Source organism: Isoptericola sp. Y541 (assembly GCF_059445465.1).
This window is the reverse complement of the sequence record NZ_JCAIUJ010000002.1, coordinates 330,765-344,546: the sequence shown is the minus strand read 5'-3', so window position 1 is coordinate 344,546 and position 13,782 is coordinate 330,765. Positions and strand designations below refer to the sequence as shown.

Annotated in this window: 16 protein-coding genes; 8 read left to right on the top strand and 8 right to left on the bottom strand. The window is 72.7% G+C overall.

Going from position 1 to position 13,782, the window contains the following annotated elements; all coding sequences use genetic code 11:
• Positions 1-100: 100 nt before the first annotated feature.
• The 3 genes from AC1C2V_RS06365 to AC1C2V_RS06355 are packed head-to-tail and all read right to left on the bottom strand — an operon-like array spanning position 101 to position 3,482.
• Positions 101-1,333: a CehA/McbA family metallohydrolase gene (locus AC1C2V_RS06365; protein ID WP_495388740.1), complete on the bottom strand. Its 1,233-nt coding sequence runs from the start codon at positions 1,331-1,333 to the stop codon at positions 101-103.
• On the bottom strand, positions 1,330-2,136 hold the full coding sequence (locus tag AC1C2V_RS06360; RefSeq protein ID WP_495388739.1) for a ChbG/HpnK family deacetylase: 807 nt from the start codon (positions 2,134-2,136) through the stop codon (positions 1,330-1,332). Before AC1C2V_RS06360 ends, AC1C2V_RS06365 begins: the two co-directional genes overlap by 4 nt.
• A complete protein-coding gene (locus AC1C2V_RS06355) occupies positions 2,133-3,482 on the bottom strand; it encodes an MFS transporter (RefSeq protein ID WP_495388738.1) in 1,350 nt (449 codons plus the stop codon). Before AC1C2V_RS06355 ends, AC1C2V_RS06360 begins: the two co-directional genes overlap by 4 nt.
• A 152-nt stretch (positions 3,483-3,634) precedes the next feature.
• Here AC1C2V_RS06355 and AC1C2V_RS06350 point away from each other — a divergent pair, with 152 nt between their 5' ends.
• The 3 genes from AC1C2V_RS06350 (at position 3,635) to AC1C2V_RS06340 (ending at position 5,826) form a co-directional block, all read left to right on the top strand.
• Positions 3,635-4,261, top strand: a complete 627-nt coding sequence (locus tag AC1C2V_RS06350; protein WP_495388737.1) for a TetR/AcrR family transcriptional regulator — start codon at positions 3,635-3,637, stop codon at positions 4,259-4,261.
• A 63-nt stretch (positions 4,262-4,324) separates the two neighbouring features.
• The gene (locus tag AC1C2V_RS06345) at positions 4,325-5,095 is read left to right on the top strand and encodes an ABC transporter ATP-binding protein (protein ID WP_495388736.1); all 771 of its coding nucleotides are present in this window, start codon (positions 4,325-4,327) and stop codon (positions 5,093-5,095) included.
• Positions 5,092-5,826 carry an ABC transporter permease gene (locus AC1C2V_RS06340; RefSeq protein WP_495388735.1) on the top strand — a complete coding sequence of 245 codons (735 nt, stop codon included), beginning with the start codon at positions 5,092-5,094 and terminating at the stop codon, positions 5,824-5,826. The genes AC1C2V_RS06345 and AC1C2V_RS06340 overlap by 4 nt, the downstream gene beginning before the upstream one ends.
• A gap of 68 nt (positions 5,827-5,894) precedes the next feature.
• On the opposite strand, the gene AC1C2V_RS06335 is transcribed toward AC1C2V_RS06340, so the two are convergent.
• Both AC1C2V_RS06335 and AC1C2V_RS06330 read right to left on the bottom strand, forming a co-directional pair.
• Entirely contained in the window at positions 5,895-6,566 is a 672-nt protein-coding gene (locus AC1C2V_RS06335; RefSeq protein WP_495388734.1) for a potassium channel family protein, read from the bottom strand.
• 36 nt (positions 6,567-6,602) lie between these two features.
• Positions 6,603-7,991, bottom strand: coding sequence for a TrkH family potassium uptake protein (locus AC1C2V_RS06330; protein WP_495388733.1), 1,389 nt, complete (start codon positions 7,989-7,991; stop codon positions 6,603-6,605).
• A 64-nt stretch (positions 7,992-8,055) separates the two neighbouring features.
• Between AC1C2V_RS06330 and AC1C2V_RS06325 the strand changes: the two genes are divergently transcribed.
• Positions 8,056-9,231 (top strand): acetoin utilization protein AcuC, encoded by a 1,176-nt coding sequence (locus tag AC1C2V_RS06325; RefSeq protein ID WP_495388732.1) that lies wholly within the window; start codon positions 8,056-8,058, stop codon positions 9,229-9,231.
• 120 nt (positions 9,232-9,351) lie between these two features.
• Here the strand turns inward: AC1C2V_RS06325 and AC1C2V_RS06320 are convergent, their stop codons facing one another.
• Positions 9,352-9,792 carry a hypothetical protein gene (locus AC1C2V_RS06320; protein WP_495388731.1) on the bottom strand — a complete coding sequence of 147 codons (441 nt, stop codon included), beginning with the start codon at positions 9,790-9,792 and terminating at the stop codon, positions 9,352-9,354.
• A 507-nt stretch (positions 9,793-10,299) separates the two neighbouring features.
• Between AC1C2V_RS06320 and AC1C2V_RS06315 the strand changes: the two genes are divergently transcribed.
• Positions 10,300-10,398: a 30S ribosomal protein bS22 gene (locus AC1C2V_RS06315; RefSeq protein WP_003792170.1), complete on the top strand. Its 99-nt coding sequence runs from the start codon at positions 10,300-10,302 to the stop codon at positions 10,396-10,398.
• A 143-nt stretch (positions 10,399-10,541) separates the two neighbouring features.
• Here the strand turns inward: AC1C2V_RS06315 and AC1C2V_RS06310 are convergent, their stop codons facing one another.
• Positions 10,542-11,345, bottom strand: coding sequence for an HAD family hydrolase (locus tag AC1C2V_RS06310; protein WP_495388730.1), 804 nt, complete (start codon positions 11,343-11,345; stop codon positions 10,542-10,544).
• A gap of 35 nt (positions 11,346-11,380) precedes the next feature.
• Between AC1C2V_RS06310 and AC1C2V_RS06305 the strand changes: the two genes are divergently transcribed.
• Together AC1C2V_RS06305 and AC1C2V_RS06300 are read left to right on the top strand one after the other, a co-directional pair.
• Complete coding sequence (locus tag AC1C2V_RS06305; protein WP_495388729.1) at positions 11,381-11,665, top strand: glutaredoxin family protein; 285 nt, start codon at positions 11,381-11,383, stop codon at positions 11,663-11,665.
• An 18-nt stretch (positions 11,666-11,683) separates the two neighbouring features.
• Positions 11,684-12,352 (top strand): redox-sensing transcriptional repressor Rex, encoded by a 669-nt coding sequence (locus AC1C2V_RS06300; protein WP_495388728.1) that lies wholly within the window; start codon positions 11,684-11,686, stop codon positions 12,350-12,352.
• Between the two features lie 153 nt (positions 12,353-12,505).
• Here AC1C2V_RS06300 and AC1C2V_RS06295 read toward each other — a convergent pair whose 3' ends face one another.
• Positions 12,506-13,054, bottom strand: coding sequence for a YceI family protein (locus tag AC1C2V_RS06295; protein ID WP_495388727.1), 549 nt, complete (start codon positions 13,052-13,054; stop codon positions 12,506-12,508).
• A 104-nt stretch (positions 13,055-13,158) separates the two neighbouring features.
• On the opposite strand from AC1C2V_RS06295, the gene AC1C2V_RS06290 reads away from it, so the two are divergent.
• The gene (locus AC1C2V_RS06290; RefSeq protein ID WP_495388726.1) at positions 13,159-13,734 is read left to right on the top strand and encodes a MarR family winged helix-turn-helix transcriptional regulator; all 576 of its coding nucleotides are present in this window, start codon (positions 13,159-13,161) and stop codon (positions 13,732-13,734) included.
• Positions 13,735-13,782 lie beyond the last annotated feature (48 nt).

The following is a 13,782-nucleotide window of genomic DNA, read 5'->3' as shown; positions in this document are numbered from 1 at the left end:
CGGGTTTCGACAGGCTCGACCAGCGGGCTCGACCAGCGGGCTCGACCAGCGGGCTCGACCAGCGGGCTCGACCAGCGGGCTCAACCAGCGGGGGCGGCGGTCAACGGGTGATCGCCAGGATCTCGCCGGTCGGGCTCTCCAGCCGGAACGGCCCGCGGCCGGCGCGGTCGGCGGGCAGCACGACGCGGTCGCCGTGCAACCTCCGCCGCCGGCCGTCGACGTCGCCGAGCACCGTCCCGTCGGCCGCGAGCGCGACCAGGTCGTCGCCGAGGCGCACGAGGGCGGGGGCGTCGGGGCCGGGCCGGGTGATCGCGGTACGCCCGGCCCGCACGCCGTCGAGGATCGCCTCGGCGCTGCGGTCCGCGGCGGCGACCCAGGTGACCGGCGTGCCGGGCAGGTAGCCGTGGCGGGGGTGGTGGTAGTCGCTGCCGCCCAGCAGGGTCGCGTCGTCGCGCCACCGGGACAGCAGGGTCCAGGGGGCGGCGGCCCGCGGCTCGCGAAACCACGTGACGTGCCAGAGTTCGAGCGCGTCCGGGAGGGCGGCCAGCGGGTGCTGCCACGCCCACTCCTCCTGCAGCGGGTGGTTGACGCTCAGCACGCCGCCGCGCTCCGCGACGGTCGAGACCCAGCGGTCGGGGTGCTCGCGGAAGTCGACCCAGCCGATGTCGCCGAACGCGTTCGCGTGCCCGCGGGCGGTCGTGACCTCCTGGCCGGGCAGCAGGGTGATGCCGTGCGCGGCGCCGACCCCGGCGAGCAGCGGGTGGTGGGAGACGGTGTTGTGCTCCGTGACCGCGAGGAAGTCGAGCCCGTTGCTGACGGCCAGCGCCGCCAGCTCCCCGAGGGACTGCTCGCCGTCCGAGTGGGTCGAGTGCGCGTGGAAGTCCCCGGCGAACCAGGTGAGGCCGTCGGAAGCGGGCAGCCCGCGCGCGCTCGCCCGGGGCGCGTCCGGTCGCGGCTCGCCCGCGGGCTCGGGCGGCACCGGCGACGACGGCGACGACGCAGGCAGCTCGACCGTGACACGCACCTCGATCGGCTCCACCGGCAGCCGGTACAGCCCGAGCTGCACGCGCCACTCGCCCGGCTCGAGCTCGCCCGGGACGTAGCCCGGGGTCGCGGCGTCGCGCTCGACGACGAAGCTCTGCTTCGAGCCGCCCGACCACCCGCGCCACCCCGCGGGCCCCTCCAGACCGAGGTCGACGACGGCGGCGTCCCGGTCGTAGTCCAGCGTCACCTCGACGCTCGGCTCGCCGCCGACCTCGAACGCGACCGTGCGCAGGTCGTCGGCGAGCAGGTCCTCGAGCCCGAGGCGCAGCGTCCGCTCCAGGCGCGTCACGACGACCACCCGGCGACGAGCTCGACGCCGGCGCGCTCCAGGGCTGCGTGCCAGGCGGGGTCGCGCAGCAGCCGCGCCTCCCAGGCGCGGACGGTGCCGGTGGTGGACGGGTGCAGGAACAGCTCGCTCACTCCTTCGGGAAGGTCGCCCAGGCGGGCGACGAGGTCGGCGCGCAGCGCCTCGTAGCCGCCGAGGGCGACGGCGTCGCGCCGGTTGGTCCAGATCGTCGCGGGCAGGGGCACGCCGAGCCGGTCGGCGAGTGCCACGGCGCGGGCATGCTGGTCGGCGAGCGGCGGGGGCAGGGGGCCGCCGATGTACGGGGCGGGATCGCGGGGCAGCCGGAACGCGAGGCCGTGCCGGGCGCACCAGGTGAGGGCCTCGGCGAGGAACGACCGCCCGTGCAGCCCGTAGAGGGTGCCGGCGTGGGAGTCCGTCGCGACCGGGCTCAGCCCCCGGTCATGCATCCACGCGAGCTGGGCGTCGAGCTCGGCCGCGACGTCGGCGGTCTCGGCGCGGGCGCCGACCTCCCCCGGGTCGTCGGGGAGCGCGCCGTCGGGCCCGACGAGGCTCGCCCCCGGCGAGAGGGGACGCCAGGGCGGCAGCCCGCGCTCGCCGCTGAGCGTGAGGTGCAGGTGCGGGGCGACCCCGGCCTCGCGCGCCCGGCGGGCGGCGGCGTCGGAGCCCGGCGCGACGGGGATCAGCGTGGTCGCGGTGACGTGCCCCGCGGCGGCCAGCTCGAGGACGACGTCGGTGCTGGCGTCGTCCCGGCCGAGGTCGTCCGCCGTGATGACCAGGCCCCTCATCGCGCGCCCTCCTCGGTCGGCACGCGGTCGGCCGGCGGGGCGGGGACGGTGACGAACCGGGACGCGACGGCGCCGATCGTGGTGAGCACGAACGGGTAGACGCACAGGTACATGCGGAACGCGAGGCCGGGATCGTCACCCGGCTGGGCGCCGGAGTTGTAGCCGAAGAACACTCCGAGCGACGTCAGCGCCAGCCCCGTCACGATCCCGTTGAGGCGCCCGAAGAAGCCGAACGCCGAGAGGAACAGGCCCTCGCGGTGCTCGCCGTGCACGGCGGCGTCGGAGTCGAGCACGCGGGCCACGACGAGGTCGTTGGTGGCGAGCATGCCCGACCAGCCGGCGCCGACCACCGCCCCGGCGACCATGGCGGTGACCAGGCTGTCGGCGAAGAACAGCCCGGCGAAGCTCACCGCGAGCACGGCGTAGGCCGCGCGCCACGTCCACAGGGCCCCGCGCCGGGCGACCACCCGGGTCCAGACGGCGAGCCCGCCCGCCGCCACGAGGATGACGACGGCCTGCAGGAAGAGGGCGTTCGTCACCGCGAGCCCCAGCGAGTACCGCACGTACAGCTGCACGCCCGTGAGCACCAGCCCCATCGCCACGGCGTAGCAGGCTCCGACGAGCCCGACCTTCCAGAACAGCGGGTTGCGCAGGATCGCGACGATCCCCGACCAGAGGGCGGGCCTCCGGTCGGTGGCGTATCGCGGGTTCTCGCGGACCCCCAGGGCCATGAACACGATGACGGCGCACGCGACGGCCCCGTACAGCACGGCCGTGGTGGTGAAGCCCTCCGGGCTCTCCTCCGTGCCGAAGACGCCCGTCGTCAGCAGCGGCGTGACGGCGAGCGAGATCACGAGCGCGACGAGCTGGAACCCCTGCCGCAGGCCGTTCGCGACGGCGCGCTTGCGCTCGACGGGGAACAGCTCGGGCAGCAGGGCCCCGTAGTTCGCGTTGAGCACGGAGTCGAACGCCTCGCACAGGATCGCGAAGACGGCGAACCAGAGCACGAGCCGGGCGCCAGCGAGCCCGGTTGGCACGGAGAACAGCGCGATCATGCTGGCGGCGAGCAGCGGGGCGGCGACCAGGAGCCACGGGCGCCGCCGGCCGAACCGGGTGCGGGTGCGGTCCGACAGGTAGCCGAGGACGGGGTTGTCGATCGCGTCGATGACCGCGTAGATCGTCATGACGAGGCCGTAGGCCCGCACGTCCAGGCCGAGGATGTCGACGTAGTAGAGGATCACCGACCCCTTGACGAGGTTGATCGGGATCGACGTGCCGAGCATCCCGATCGCGTACCGCCAGGGCGGGGTGCGCGCCCCCTCGCCCGCGGGCCTGCTCGTGCTCACCATCGCCTCCGTCTCACCATCGCCCCCGTCTCACCATCGCCACCGTGCCGTAGGAGTGACCGCCGCTGTGTGCCGCTGTGTGCCAGGTCACACCGTAGGGCAAGGGGCCGACGGCGCGGCCCCGCCGCGGTCGTGCTGGCACGATGACCCTTGTGCCCCCGACACCAGCCCACCCCGGTCGTCGCGGCCGCCGGCCCGCAGGCCATGACACCCGCGAGCCGGTGCTCGCCGCCGCCCGCGCGGAGTTCGCGGAGCGCGGCTACGAGGCCTCGTCGGTCCGCTCCGTGGCCCGGCGCGCCGGCGTGGACCCGGGCACGGTGCGGCACTGGTTCGGCGACAAGACCCACCTGTTCACGGCCTCGCTCGGGCTCGCGGACATCGACCCGGCGGCGATCGTGCGGACCGTGGTGGAGGGTGGCCCCGCGGAGAGCCTGGGGGAGCGGCTCGTCCGGTCGGTGGTCGAGCTGTGGGACGCGGACTACGGCGAGACCGTGCGCCTCGTGATCCCGGCGGTCATGGCCGACCCGGGGCTGCGCGCGCTGCTGCCGCAGTTTCTCGGCGCGGAGCTGCTCGGCCCCATCGTGCGGCGGCTCGACGTCGCGGACGCGCCACTGCGGACGGGCCTGGTCGCGTCGCAGATGGCCGGGGTGCTCATGACGCGCTACCTGGTGCCGATCGAGCCGCTCGCGTCGCAGCCGCCCGCGCGGGTCGCGGCGCTCGTCGGACCGACGCTGCAGCGCTACCTCACCGGGGCGCTCCCCTCTGACGGGGCGAACTGACGGGACGGACTGAACCGCCGTCCACCATTGCGTTCCTCGCCCGCGGGGAGCAGAATTCTTCATATGGTGAATAACGACGCCGCCGGCGACGCGGTCAGAGCCCGCGGGCTCCGGGTCGAGCGCGGAGGCAGACGGATCATCGACGGGCTCGACGTCGCGGTGCCGGCCGGCCAGGTGGTGGGGCTGCTCGGCCCCTCCGGCTCGGGCAAGACGACGCTGATGCGTGCGGTCGTCGGCGTCCAGTCGCACGTCTCGGGCGAGGTGACGGTGCTCGGCGAGCCCGCCGGCTCGGCGGGGCTGCGGCGTCGCGTGGGCTACGTGACCCAGGCCGCCTCGGTGTACACGGACCTCACGGTGGCGCAGAACCTGCGCTACTTCGCCCGCCTCGCGGGCCTGCCCGGGGCCGGGGCGGAGGCGGCCGCACAGCGCGCCGTCGCCGTCGTCGACCTGGGCGGGCACGAGAGGCAGCGGGTGGGCACCCTGTCCGGCGGGGAGCGGTCGCGGGTGTCGCTGGCCGCCGCGCTCGTCGCCGACCCGGAGCTCCTCGTGCTCGATGAGCCCACCGTCGGCCTCGATCCCGTCCTGCGCCGCGACCTGTGGGCGATGTTCCGCCGCCTCGCCGCCGACGGGCGCACGCTGCTCGTGTCCAGCCACGTCATGGACGAGGCCACCCAGTGCGACCGGCTGCTGCTGCTGCGCGACGGCGCCCTCGTGGCCGACACCACGCCGTCCGACCTCCTCGCCACCACCGGGGCGCCGGACGCCGAGCGCGCGTTCCTCGCGCTCATCGAGCAGCAGAGCTCGCCCTCGACGACGGGGGAGGGATCCCGATGACGCTCACGACCGGCCTCACGATGACCACCGCGAGCCGGGTGCTGGCCCAGCTCCGGTTCGACCGCCGCACCGTGGCCCTCATCCTCGTGCTGCCGTGCCTGCTGCTCGGCCTCATCGCGTGGATGTTCGACGGCACGCCCGTGCTCGACCAGTTCGGCCCCATGCTCGTGGGTCTCTTCCCGCTCATCGTGATGTTTCTGGTGACGAGCGTCGCCACGCTGCGCGAGCGGCAGTCCGGCACGCTCGAGCGGCTCATGACCACCCCGCTGCGCAAGGGCGACTTCGTGGCCGGCTACGCGCTGGCCTTCGCGGCGCTCGCGCTGCTGCAGTCGGTCGTGGTGGTGGGCTTCGCGCTCGCCGTCGGCATGGACGTGCTCGGCCCTCTGTGGCTCGTCGTCGTGGTGGCCATGCTCGACGCCGTGCTGGGCTGCTGCCTGGGGCTGGCGGCGTCCGCGCTGGCCCGCAGCGAGTTCCAGGCCGTGCAGATGATGCCCGCCGTGATCTTCCCGCAGCTCATCACCTGTGGGCTGCTCATGCCGCGCGACCAGATGCCCCAGGTGCTCGAGTGGCTCTCGCGCGTCTTCCCCCTGACGTACGCCGTGGAGGCGATGCAGACTCTCGCCGCCGGCGGCGAGTGGGGGGACGTCGCCGGCGCGGTCGGCGCGATCGCGCTGTTCATCGTCGGCGCCGTCGCCCTCGGCGTCGCCACCCTGCGTCGCCGCACCGCGTGACGTACATCGCTGGGTTGAGCTGGTCGAAACCACCTCAGGGTTTCGCCAGGCTCGACCAGCGGGGTGGCTCAGGGGCGCCCGGAGAACCGCTCCAGCAGGTCGGCGTGACCCGAGCACACGAGGAGGTCGTTGGCGCTCACGCGGGTCTCGGGCGTGGCGTAGGCGAACTCGACCCCGGGCGACTTCACGCCGATCACGGTGACGCCGTACCGCTTGCGGATGTCGGACTGCGCGAGGGTGAAGCCCTGCATCTCCTTGGGCGGGCGCATCTTCACGATGGTGAAGCCGTCCTCCACCTCGATGTAGTCGAGCATCTTGCCGCTCACCAGGTGCGCGACGCGCGAGCCGGCGTCCGCCTCCGGGTACACCACGTGGTGGGCGCCGATGCGGGTGAGGATGCGGCCGTGCTCGGCCGAGACGGCCTTGGCCCAGATCTGCGGGGTGCCGAGGTCCACCAGGTTGGCCGTGATGAGCACGGACGCCTCGAGCTCGGTGCCCACGCCGACCACCGCGACGCCGAAGTCCTTGGCGCCGAGCTGGATCAGCGCCTCGGCCTCCGACGCGTCCGCCTCCACCAGCGGAAGGCGTCCCGACCACTGCGCGACCAGGCGCTCGTCGCGCTCGACGGCGAGCACGTCCTGGCCCAGGCGGTCGAGCGTCGTCGCGAGGGCGGAGCCGAAGCGGCCGAGGCCGACCACGAGCACGCCCGCCTCGCGCGGGGGAGCCTTCTTCTCGGGCACGGCGGGTCCTTCCTGTAGCGGGTCAGCCTGTGGCGGTCAGCCGACGATCGGCCGCTCCTCGGGGAAGCGTACGATGCGCCGCCGGTCGCGCAGGGCCAGGGCACCCATCAGCGAGATGACTCCGACGCGGCCGACGAACATCACCCCGCAGAGCCAGAACTTGGCCGGGTCCGGCAGGTCGGCCGTGATGCCCGTGGACAGTCCGACGGTGGCGAAGGCGGAGATGACCTCGTAGAGCACCGCGGAGAGCGTGAACTCGGTCATCCGCAGCAGCGCCAGGCTCGAGACGAGGACGACTGTCGCGCCCACGAACACGACCGCGATCGACAGCCGCAGGGTGTCACGGGGGATGCGCCGGCCGAACGCCTCGGTGTCCTTGTCACCGCGCGCCTCGGAGAAGATGGCGAGCAGCATGACGGCGAGGGTGGTGACCTTGATGCCGCCGGCGGTGGACGCCGAGCCGCCGCCGACGAACATCAGCGCGTCGGTGACGAGCCAGGTCTCCTGCGACATCTCGTGGACCTCCACGCTGCTGAACCCGCCGGAGCGCGGCATCACGGACGCGAAGATCGACGACAGCACCTTGGTGGTGAAGCTCTGGGAACCGAACGTGCTGGGGTTGTTCCACTCGAGTGCGCCGATGACCAGGGCGCCGCCCACGAGCAGCGCGAGGCTCGTCGTCACGGTCAGCTTGGTGTGCAGCGACAGCGACCGCACCCAGTGCTCGCGACGGCGGCGGTGCGTGATGACGTTGAGGATGACGGGGAAGCCGAGCGAGCCGATGAACACGCCGAGCGCGATCGGCATCAGCACTAACCAGTCGGACGCGAACGGCAGCAGCCCGTGCGCCGTCGGGACGAAGCCGGCGTTGTTGAACGACGACACCCCGTAGAACAGGGCGTGCCACGCCGCCTGGCCCGCCGGGTCGCCCAGCGCGAGGAAGCGCGGGAACAGCAGCAGCGCGATGCACACCTCGATCGAGGTGGCCGTGACGATGATCGTGCGCAGCAGCGCGCCGACCTCGCCGAGCCGCTCGGTCTTGGTCTCCGACGCGGTGAGCAGCTTCTGCGTGAGGCCGAGTCGGCGTGACATGGCCAGGCCGAGCAGCGAGGCGAGCGTCATCACTCCCAGGCCGCCGACCTTGATGCCCACGAGGATGATGACGCGCCCGAACTCGGACCAGTACGTCGCGGTGTCCACCACGACGAGGCCGGTCACGCACACGGCGGACGTCGCGGTGAACAGTGCGTCCACGAAGGATGCGCTCTTGCCGGACGCCGTCGCCCAGGGGGTGAGCAGCAGCAGCCAGATCACCGTGATGACGGCCGCGAACACCGTCATGGCGAGGCGGGCGGGGTACTCGCGTGCAGCCCGGTTCGCCCACCCGCGCAGCGTGAGCGCGCGACCGCCCCACCTCGTCGGCACCCTGTCCCCTCTCGCCCCTCAGTCGCTGGCCACAGCCTGCCACGCCGTGGGCTAACGTGACGGGATGCGTGTCGCCCGGCTGCTGTGGAGCCCTGAGCTCCTGGCCTACGACTTCGGCCCCGGGCACCCTATGGCGCCCGCTCGCCTCGACCTGACGATGCGCCTCGTGACCGAGCTCGGGCTGCTCGACGAGCCCGGCCTCGAGGTGGGCGACGTCGCACCGGCCACCGACGCGGTCATCGAGTCCGTGCACGACCCCGAGTACGTCGCCGCGGTGCGTCGCGCGGCAGCGACGGGCGCCCCAGACCCCGTGCGCGGGCTCGGCACCGAGGACGACCCCGTGTTCCCTGCGATGCACGAGGCCGCGGCCCGGCTGGTGGCGGCGTCGGTGGACGCGGCAGAGTCCGTGTGGTCCGGGCGCGTGGCGCACGGCGTCAACATCGCCGGCGGCATGCACCACGCCCAGCGGGGCGCGGCGTCGGGGTTCTGCATCTACAACGACGCGGCCGCGGCGGTGCAGCGGCTGCTCGACCTCGGCGCCGAGCGCGTCGCGTACGTCGACCTGGACGCGCACCACGGCGACGGCGTCGAGGCGATCTTCTGGAACGACCCGCGGGTGCTCACGGTCTCGGTGCACCAGGACGGCCACACCCTCTTCCCGGGCAGCGGCAATGCCGGGGACACCGGCGGCACGGCGGCGCAGGGCACCGCCGTGAACGTGGCGCTGCCGCCCCGTACCGACGGGCCGCACTGGCTGCGGGCGGTGGACGCCGTCGTCCCGGTGGTAGTGCGCGAGTTCCGGCCGCAGGTGATCGTGTCGCAGCACGGGTGCGACGCGCACGGCAACGACCCGCTCACCGACCTGAACGTGGGCGTCGGCGCGCAGCGCGTCGCCGCCCGGTGGGTCCACGAGCTCGCGCACGAGCTCGCCGACGGGCGGTGGGTGGCGCTCGGCGGCGGCGGGTACGCGGTGGTGGACGTCGTGCCGCTGGTGTGGGCGAGCCTCGTCGCGGAGGCGGCGCACGTGCCGCTGGCGCCCGGCCTTCAGCTTCCCGAGTCCTGGCGCCGGGAGGTCGAGGAGCTGTCCGGCCTCGACCCGGCCGAGCGCCTCGGCAGTGGCGATCCCGACTGGCATCCCTGGGCCGAGGGCTACGACCCCGCCGACGACGTCGACCGCGCGATCCTTGCGACGCGCAAGCACGTCTTCCCTACATGGGGCCTGGACCCGTACCGCGACTAGGGTCTGTTTCAGACCCCCGGCGCCACAGCCCCAAACTGACCGATTCTGAGGCGCGTCAGTATCGGGTCCTGGAGGTTTCGAAACCTCTCTCAGCCTGCAAGTTCCAGGCCGTGCGTGCACCTACGCGCTCTCGCCTGCGATCGTGAGTTCGTTGGAGCGGACAACGGCACCCTCGTTCTCCGTGATCTCGACAGTCAGCACAGCACCATCAGGAACGTCGTCGGGCACCGCTACTTGCATCTGAAACACGCCCGAGTCCGTCGCAACGAGCTCATCAGCAACCTTCGGCGCGGGCCGTGCCTCCCTGTCGACGAAGAGTTGCGCCTCCGTGATTCGCATCGGCCGCTCCGAGTCACCAGTTCCGGTGTCGTCGCAGCCAACCACCATTGCGGTGCCTTGGAGCGTCACAAGCTCACCCGGGGCGGCCGCTTGCTTGGACCATGAGAGCTCGGGTGCAGCGCAGGAGGCGGACCCCGCGGGATCATCGCTCGCGCAGCCGGTCACCGTCGCCAGAACTATCGCACCGACCGCGGCTGCCGTCAGCGAGCCCCCATGCCTCATGGTCGGACAGTCTGCCACCAGCAAAGCACGCTGGCCGAGGGTCTGCCGGGCTTCGTGTCCATCCTTGACCCGGCCTACGGTCAGCGCCATGCGTTGCGACGGCGGGCCGCTTGCCCGGGCTCAGGTAAAGGTCGAAGCGCCGCGCCCAGTCCCTCGCGGCGGCTCGACCGCCACTGCCCGCTGCGCAACAGGCGGCAACCGACGTCGCCTACCACCCGGAGGGAGGCTCGAGCGACGCGGACAAGCTGGCGCTCCTGGCGTCCGCGAACGTGCGCACCCGGGCGCGGCGTCCGGGACCGGGGGAAGCCTCAGTTCCGGACGCAGGTGATCGTGTCGCACCGCCGCCCGGTGGGTGCACGAGTCCCGACCCGGATCAGGCCGGTCCGGCGGCCCCGTGTCATCGGGTACCCTGGGAGACGGACTTTTTCGCGTTGGTCGGCTGCGTCTGGAGACAGGCCCCGTGGGACCAACCGTGCTCCACCTACCGACCAGCATTGTGAGGACCTCATGGGCTCCGTCATCAAGAAGCGCCGTAAGCGCATGGCGAAGAAGAAGCACCGCAAGCTGCTTCGCAAGACGCGTCACCAGCGCCGCAACAAGAAGTGACGTCGCCCCCGCCGGTAGGCGGGGCGGCACGCACCGAGCCCGGACCCTCCTCGAGGGTGCCGGGCTCGTCGCGTCTCATCACCGCCGGTTGAGCCTGTCGAAACCCAGATCGGGGTCTCGACAGGCTCGACCGGCGACCGTGGTCAGCGACCCTGCAGGCGGCGGCTGATGCTGCGCAGCACCAGGCCGACCACCCAGGCGGCGCCGGCCCAGGACGCCGTCTTCATGCCGCGCCCGGCCACCCGCCGTCCGCGGCCGCGGAACTCGCGGATCGGCCAGCCCACCTCCTTGGCGTGCCGGCGCAGCCGCGCGTCGGGGTTGATGGGGCACGGGTTCCCGACGGCGCGCATCATCGGCAGGTCGTTGAGCGAGTCGCCGTACGCGTAGGAGGCGCTGAGGTCGATGCCCTCGCGCTCGGCGAGCTCGCGCACCGCGGCGCCCTTGGCCTCGCCGTGCATGAGGTCGCCGACGAGCCTGCCGGTGTAGAACCCGCCTGAGTGCTCGCCCACGCTGCCGAGGCATCCCGTGGCGCCGAGGCGGCGGGCGATGAGCCCGCCGATCTCCACCGGGGTCGCCGTCACGAGCCACACCTGGTCGCCCGCGGCGAGGTGCTCGTCGAGCAGGCGCTTGGTGCCCGGGAAGATGCGCAGCTCCAGGACGGTGTCGTAGACCTCCTCGCCGACGGCGGTGATCTCGGCGACGGAACGGCCCGCGATGAGCGACAGCGCCCGGCTGCGTACCGACTCGATCTGGGTGCGCGACTCGCCGAAGATCACGTACTTCGCCTGGATGAGCGCGAAGCGCACCAGGTCGCGCGTGCCGAAGAAGCGCCGCTGATACAGGGCGCGGGCCAGGTGGAACGCGCTCGCGCCGCGGATGATCGTGTTGTCGACGTCGAAGAAAGCTGCTGCGCGCACCGGTGGTGACGACTCGGTGGGCGACGACATGCGGCCCACTGTATCGGCGCGGATACGCTGTGCTCGTGAGCAGTCCGCAGGGATCCGTCGACGAACCCCGAGTGCTGCTGTACACACGCGACGGATGCCACCTGTGCGAGGAGGCTCGGGCGGTGGTCGCGGACGTGTGCAGGGCGGCCGGGGAGGCATGGCGCGAGGTCGACATCGACATCGACGTCGACGACGTGTCGGGAGACGGTGACCTGGTGGAGAAATACGGAGACTACGTGCCCGTCGTCAAGGTGGACGGCGTGCAGCAGGGCTTCTGGCGGGTGGACGGCGCGCGGTTGGCGCGGCGTCTCGCGTCCTAGCCCGAGAAGGGAAACGGTGTGATCGAGCTCGGTGAGGCGACGGTGCCGGCGGCAACGGTGGCGCGGCTTCCGTACTACCTGCGCGCCCTGCGTGACCTGGCGGAGGCCGAGGTGACGACGACCTCGTCGTCGGAGCTGGCGGAGCGGTCCGGGGTCGGGTCGGCGCAGCTGCGCAAGGACCTGTCGTATCTGGGGTCGTTCGGCACGCGCGGCGTGGGCTACGACGTGCAGTCCCTGGCGCACTACATCGCGACCGCGCTGGGGTTGGAGTCGGAGCACCGGCTGGCGATCGTCGGCATCGGCAACCTGGGGCACGCCCTCGCGAACTACTCGGGCTACGCGGCCCGCGGGTTCCAGGTGGTCGCGCTGCTCGACGCCGACCCGCGCGTCGTGAGCGGTACCGCGGCGGGGCTGACGATCGAGCACGTGGACGCGCTGGAGGACGTGCTGGCGCGCACCGGCGTGTCGATGGTCGTGCTGGCGACGCCGGGGCCCGTCGCGCAGGGGATCGCGGAGCGGATCGTGGGCTGCGGCGTGCGCGAGATCCTCTCGTTCGCGCCGGTGGCGCTGCAGCTTCCCGACGACGTCGTCGTGCGCTCCGTGGACGTCGCCGGCGAGCTGCAGATCCTCGCCTTCCACGCCGCCGCCCGCGCGGCCACGAACGGAACGCCCAACGCGCCGAGATAGAGAAGGCGGAACCGAGAGGGGGGGGGGAGGGGGGGGGGGGGGGGGGGGGGGGGGGGGGGGGGGGTTNAGCCGGGACGCGACCCCAGCCAGCTGGGGTCGCGTCCCGGCTTCTCTATCTCGCGGGTCCGCCTTCTCTATCTCGGCGGAAGGAGGTCAGTCCTGCTTGATGGCCGACACGTCGAGGGCGATCTTGACCTTGTCGCCCACGAGGACGCCGCCGGTCTCGAGCGTGGCGTTCCAGGTGAGGCCGTAGTCCTTGCGGGAGATCTCGATCTCGGACTCGAAACCGACGCGGGCGTTGCCGTCCGGGTCGGTCGCGGTGCCGGTGAACTCGATGGGCAGCTCGACGGTGTGGGTGACGCCATTGATGGTGAGGTCGCCGGTGATCGCGTAGTCGTCACCGTCGGTGGTGATGGCCTTCGAGGCGAAGGACCAGACCGGCTTCTCCTCGGCGTGCCAGAAGTCGGCGCTCTTCAGGTGGCCGTCGCGGCGCTCGTCGCCGGTGCTGACCGACGCGGCGTCCAGCTCCGCGTTGACGGCCGACGACTCGAGGTCGTCGCCCACGGTGATCGTTCCGGACGAGATCGCGATCGTGCCGCGCACCTTGGCGATCCCCGCGTGGCGTACGGCGAAGGACGCGGAGGAGTGGGCGGAGTCGATGGCGTAGGTGCCGGTGGTCAGGCCTGTGGGCAGCGCGGTCATGGTGTCTCCTCGGGGGTCGGTCGTGCTGGCGATGTCACCAAGATAGTTGAGCGATCAACTATCTGTCACAGGGGGTGAACGCCCTCGTCTCGTAACCTATTCCCGTGAGTGGGACGACGAGAGCGCGGCGGCGCGACGACGCGGACGGGCGCTGGCTGGACGAACAGCAGCAGTGGGAGTGGCGGCGGTTCCTCGAGGGGACGTCGCGATTCTTCGAGGCGCTCGGTGACGCGCACGACGAGGGCATGCCCGTGACCCTCGGCGAGTACCACCTGCTGGTGCAGCTGTCCGAGACGCCGGAGCGCACGCTGCGGATGTCGGCGCTCGCGGACTTCCTCGCACTCTCCCGCAGCCGGCTCACCCACGCCGTCGACCGGATGGAGTCGCGCGGCCTTGTGGTGCGCACCCCCGTGCCCGGCGACCGGCGCGGGGTCAACTGCGGCATGACGGACGCCGGGTACGCGGCGCTCGTCGACGCGGCCCCGGGACACGTCGCCGCGGTCCGGCGGCTGCTCGTCGACGTCCTCGAGCCCGCGGAGATGGAGGTGCTCGGGCGCGCGATGGCGAAGGTCGCGGCCGTCGCCAAGGGGCTCGACCCGGACGAGGTGCTCGCCACCGAACCGGGCGCCGCGGCGCCCGTCGCGGCCTCTTCCGGCGACATGCTCGACGCGGGGGCGTGAGCGCGGTCACGCCTCGCTGGACGGGACCTGAGCACGCCGTCCGTCTGG

Coding starts and splice junctions, on each gene's coding strand:
- AC1C2V_RS06360 (WP_495388739.1), bottom strand. CDS start 2,136: ATGAGGGGCCTGGTCATCACGGCGGACGACCTCGGCCGGGACGACGCC.
- AC1C2V_RS06345 (WP_495388736.1), top strand. CDS start 4,325: ATGGTGAATAACGACGCCGCCGGCGACGCGGTCAGAGCCCGCGGGCTC.
- AC1C2V_RS06340 (WP_495388735.1), top strand. CDS start 5,092: ATGACGCTCACGACCGGCCTCACGATGACCACCGCGAGCCGGGTGCTG.
- AC1C2V_RS06325 (WP_495388732.1), top strand. CDS start 8,056: ATGCGTGTCGCCCGGCTGCTGTGGAGCCCTGAGCTCCTGGCCTACGAC.
- AC1C2V_RS06320 (WP_495388731.1), bottom strand. CDS start 9,792: ATGAGGCATGGGGGCTCGCTGACGGCAGCCGCGGTCGGTGCGATAGTT.
- AC1C2V_RS06315 (WP_003792170.1), top strand. CDS start 10,300: ATGGGCTCCGTCATCAAGAAGCGCCGTAAGCGCATGGCGAAGAAGAAG.
- AC1C2V_RS06310 (WP_495388730.1), bottom strand. CDS start 11,345: ATGTCGTCGCCCACCGAGTCGTCACCACCGGTGCGCGCAGCAGCTTTC.
- AC1C2V_RS06295 (WP_495388727.1), bottom strand. CDS start 13,054: ATGACCGCGCTGCCCACAGGCCTGACCACCGGCACCTACGCCATCGAC.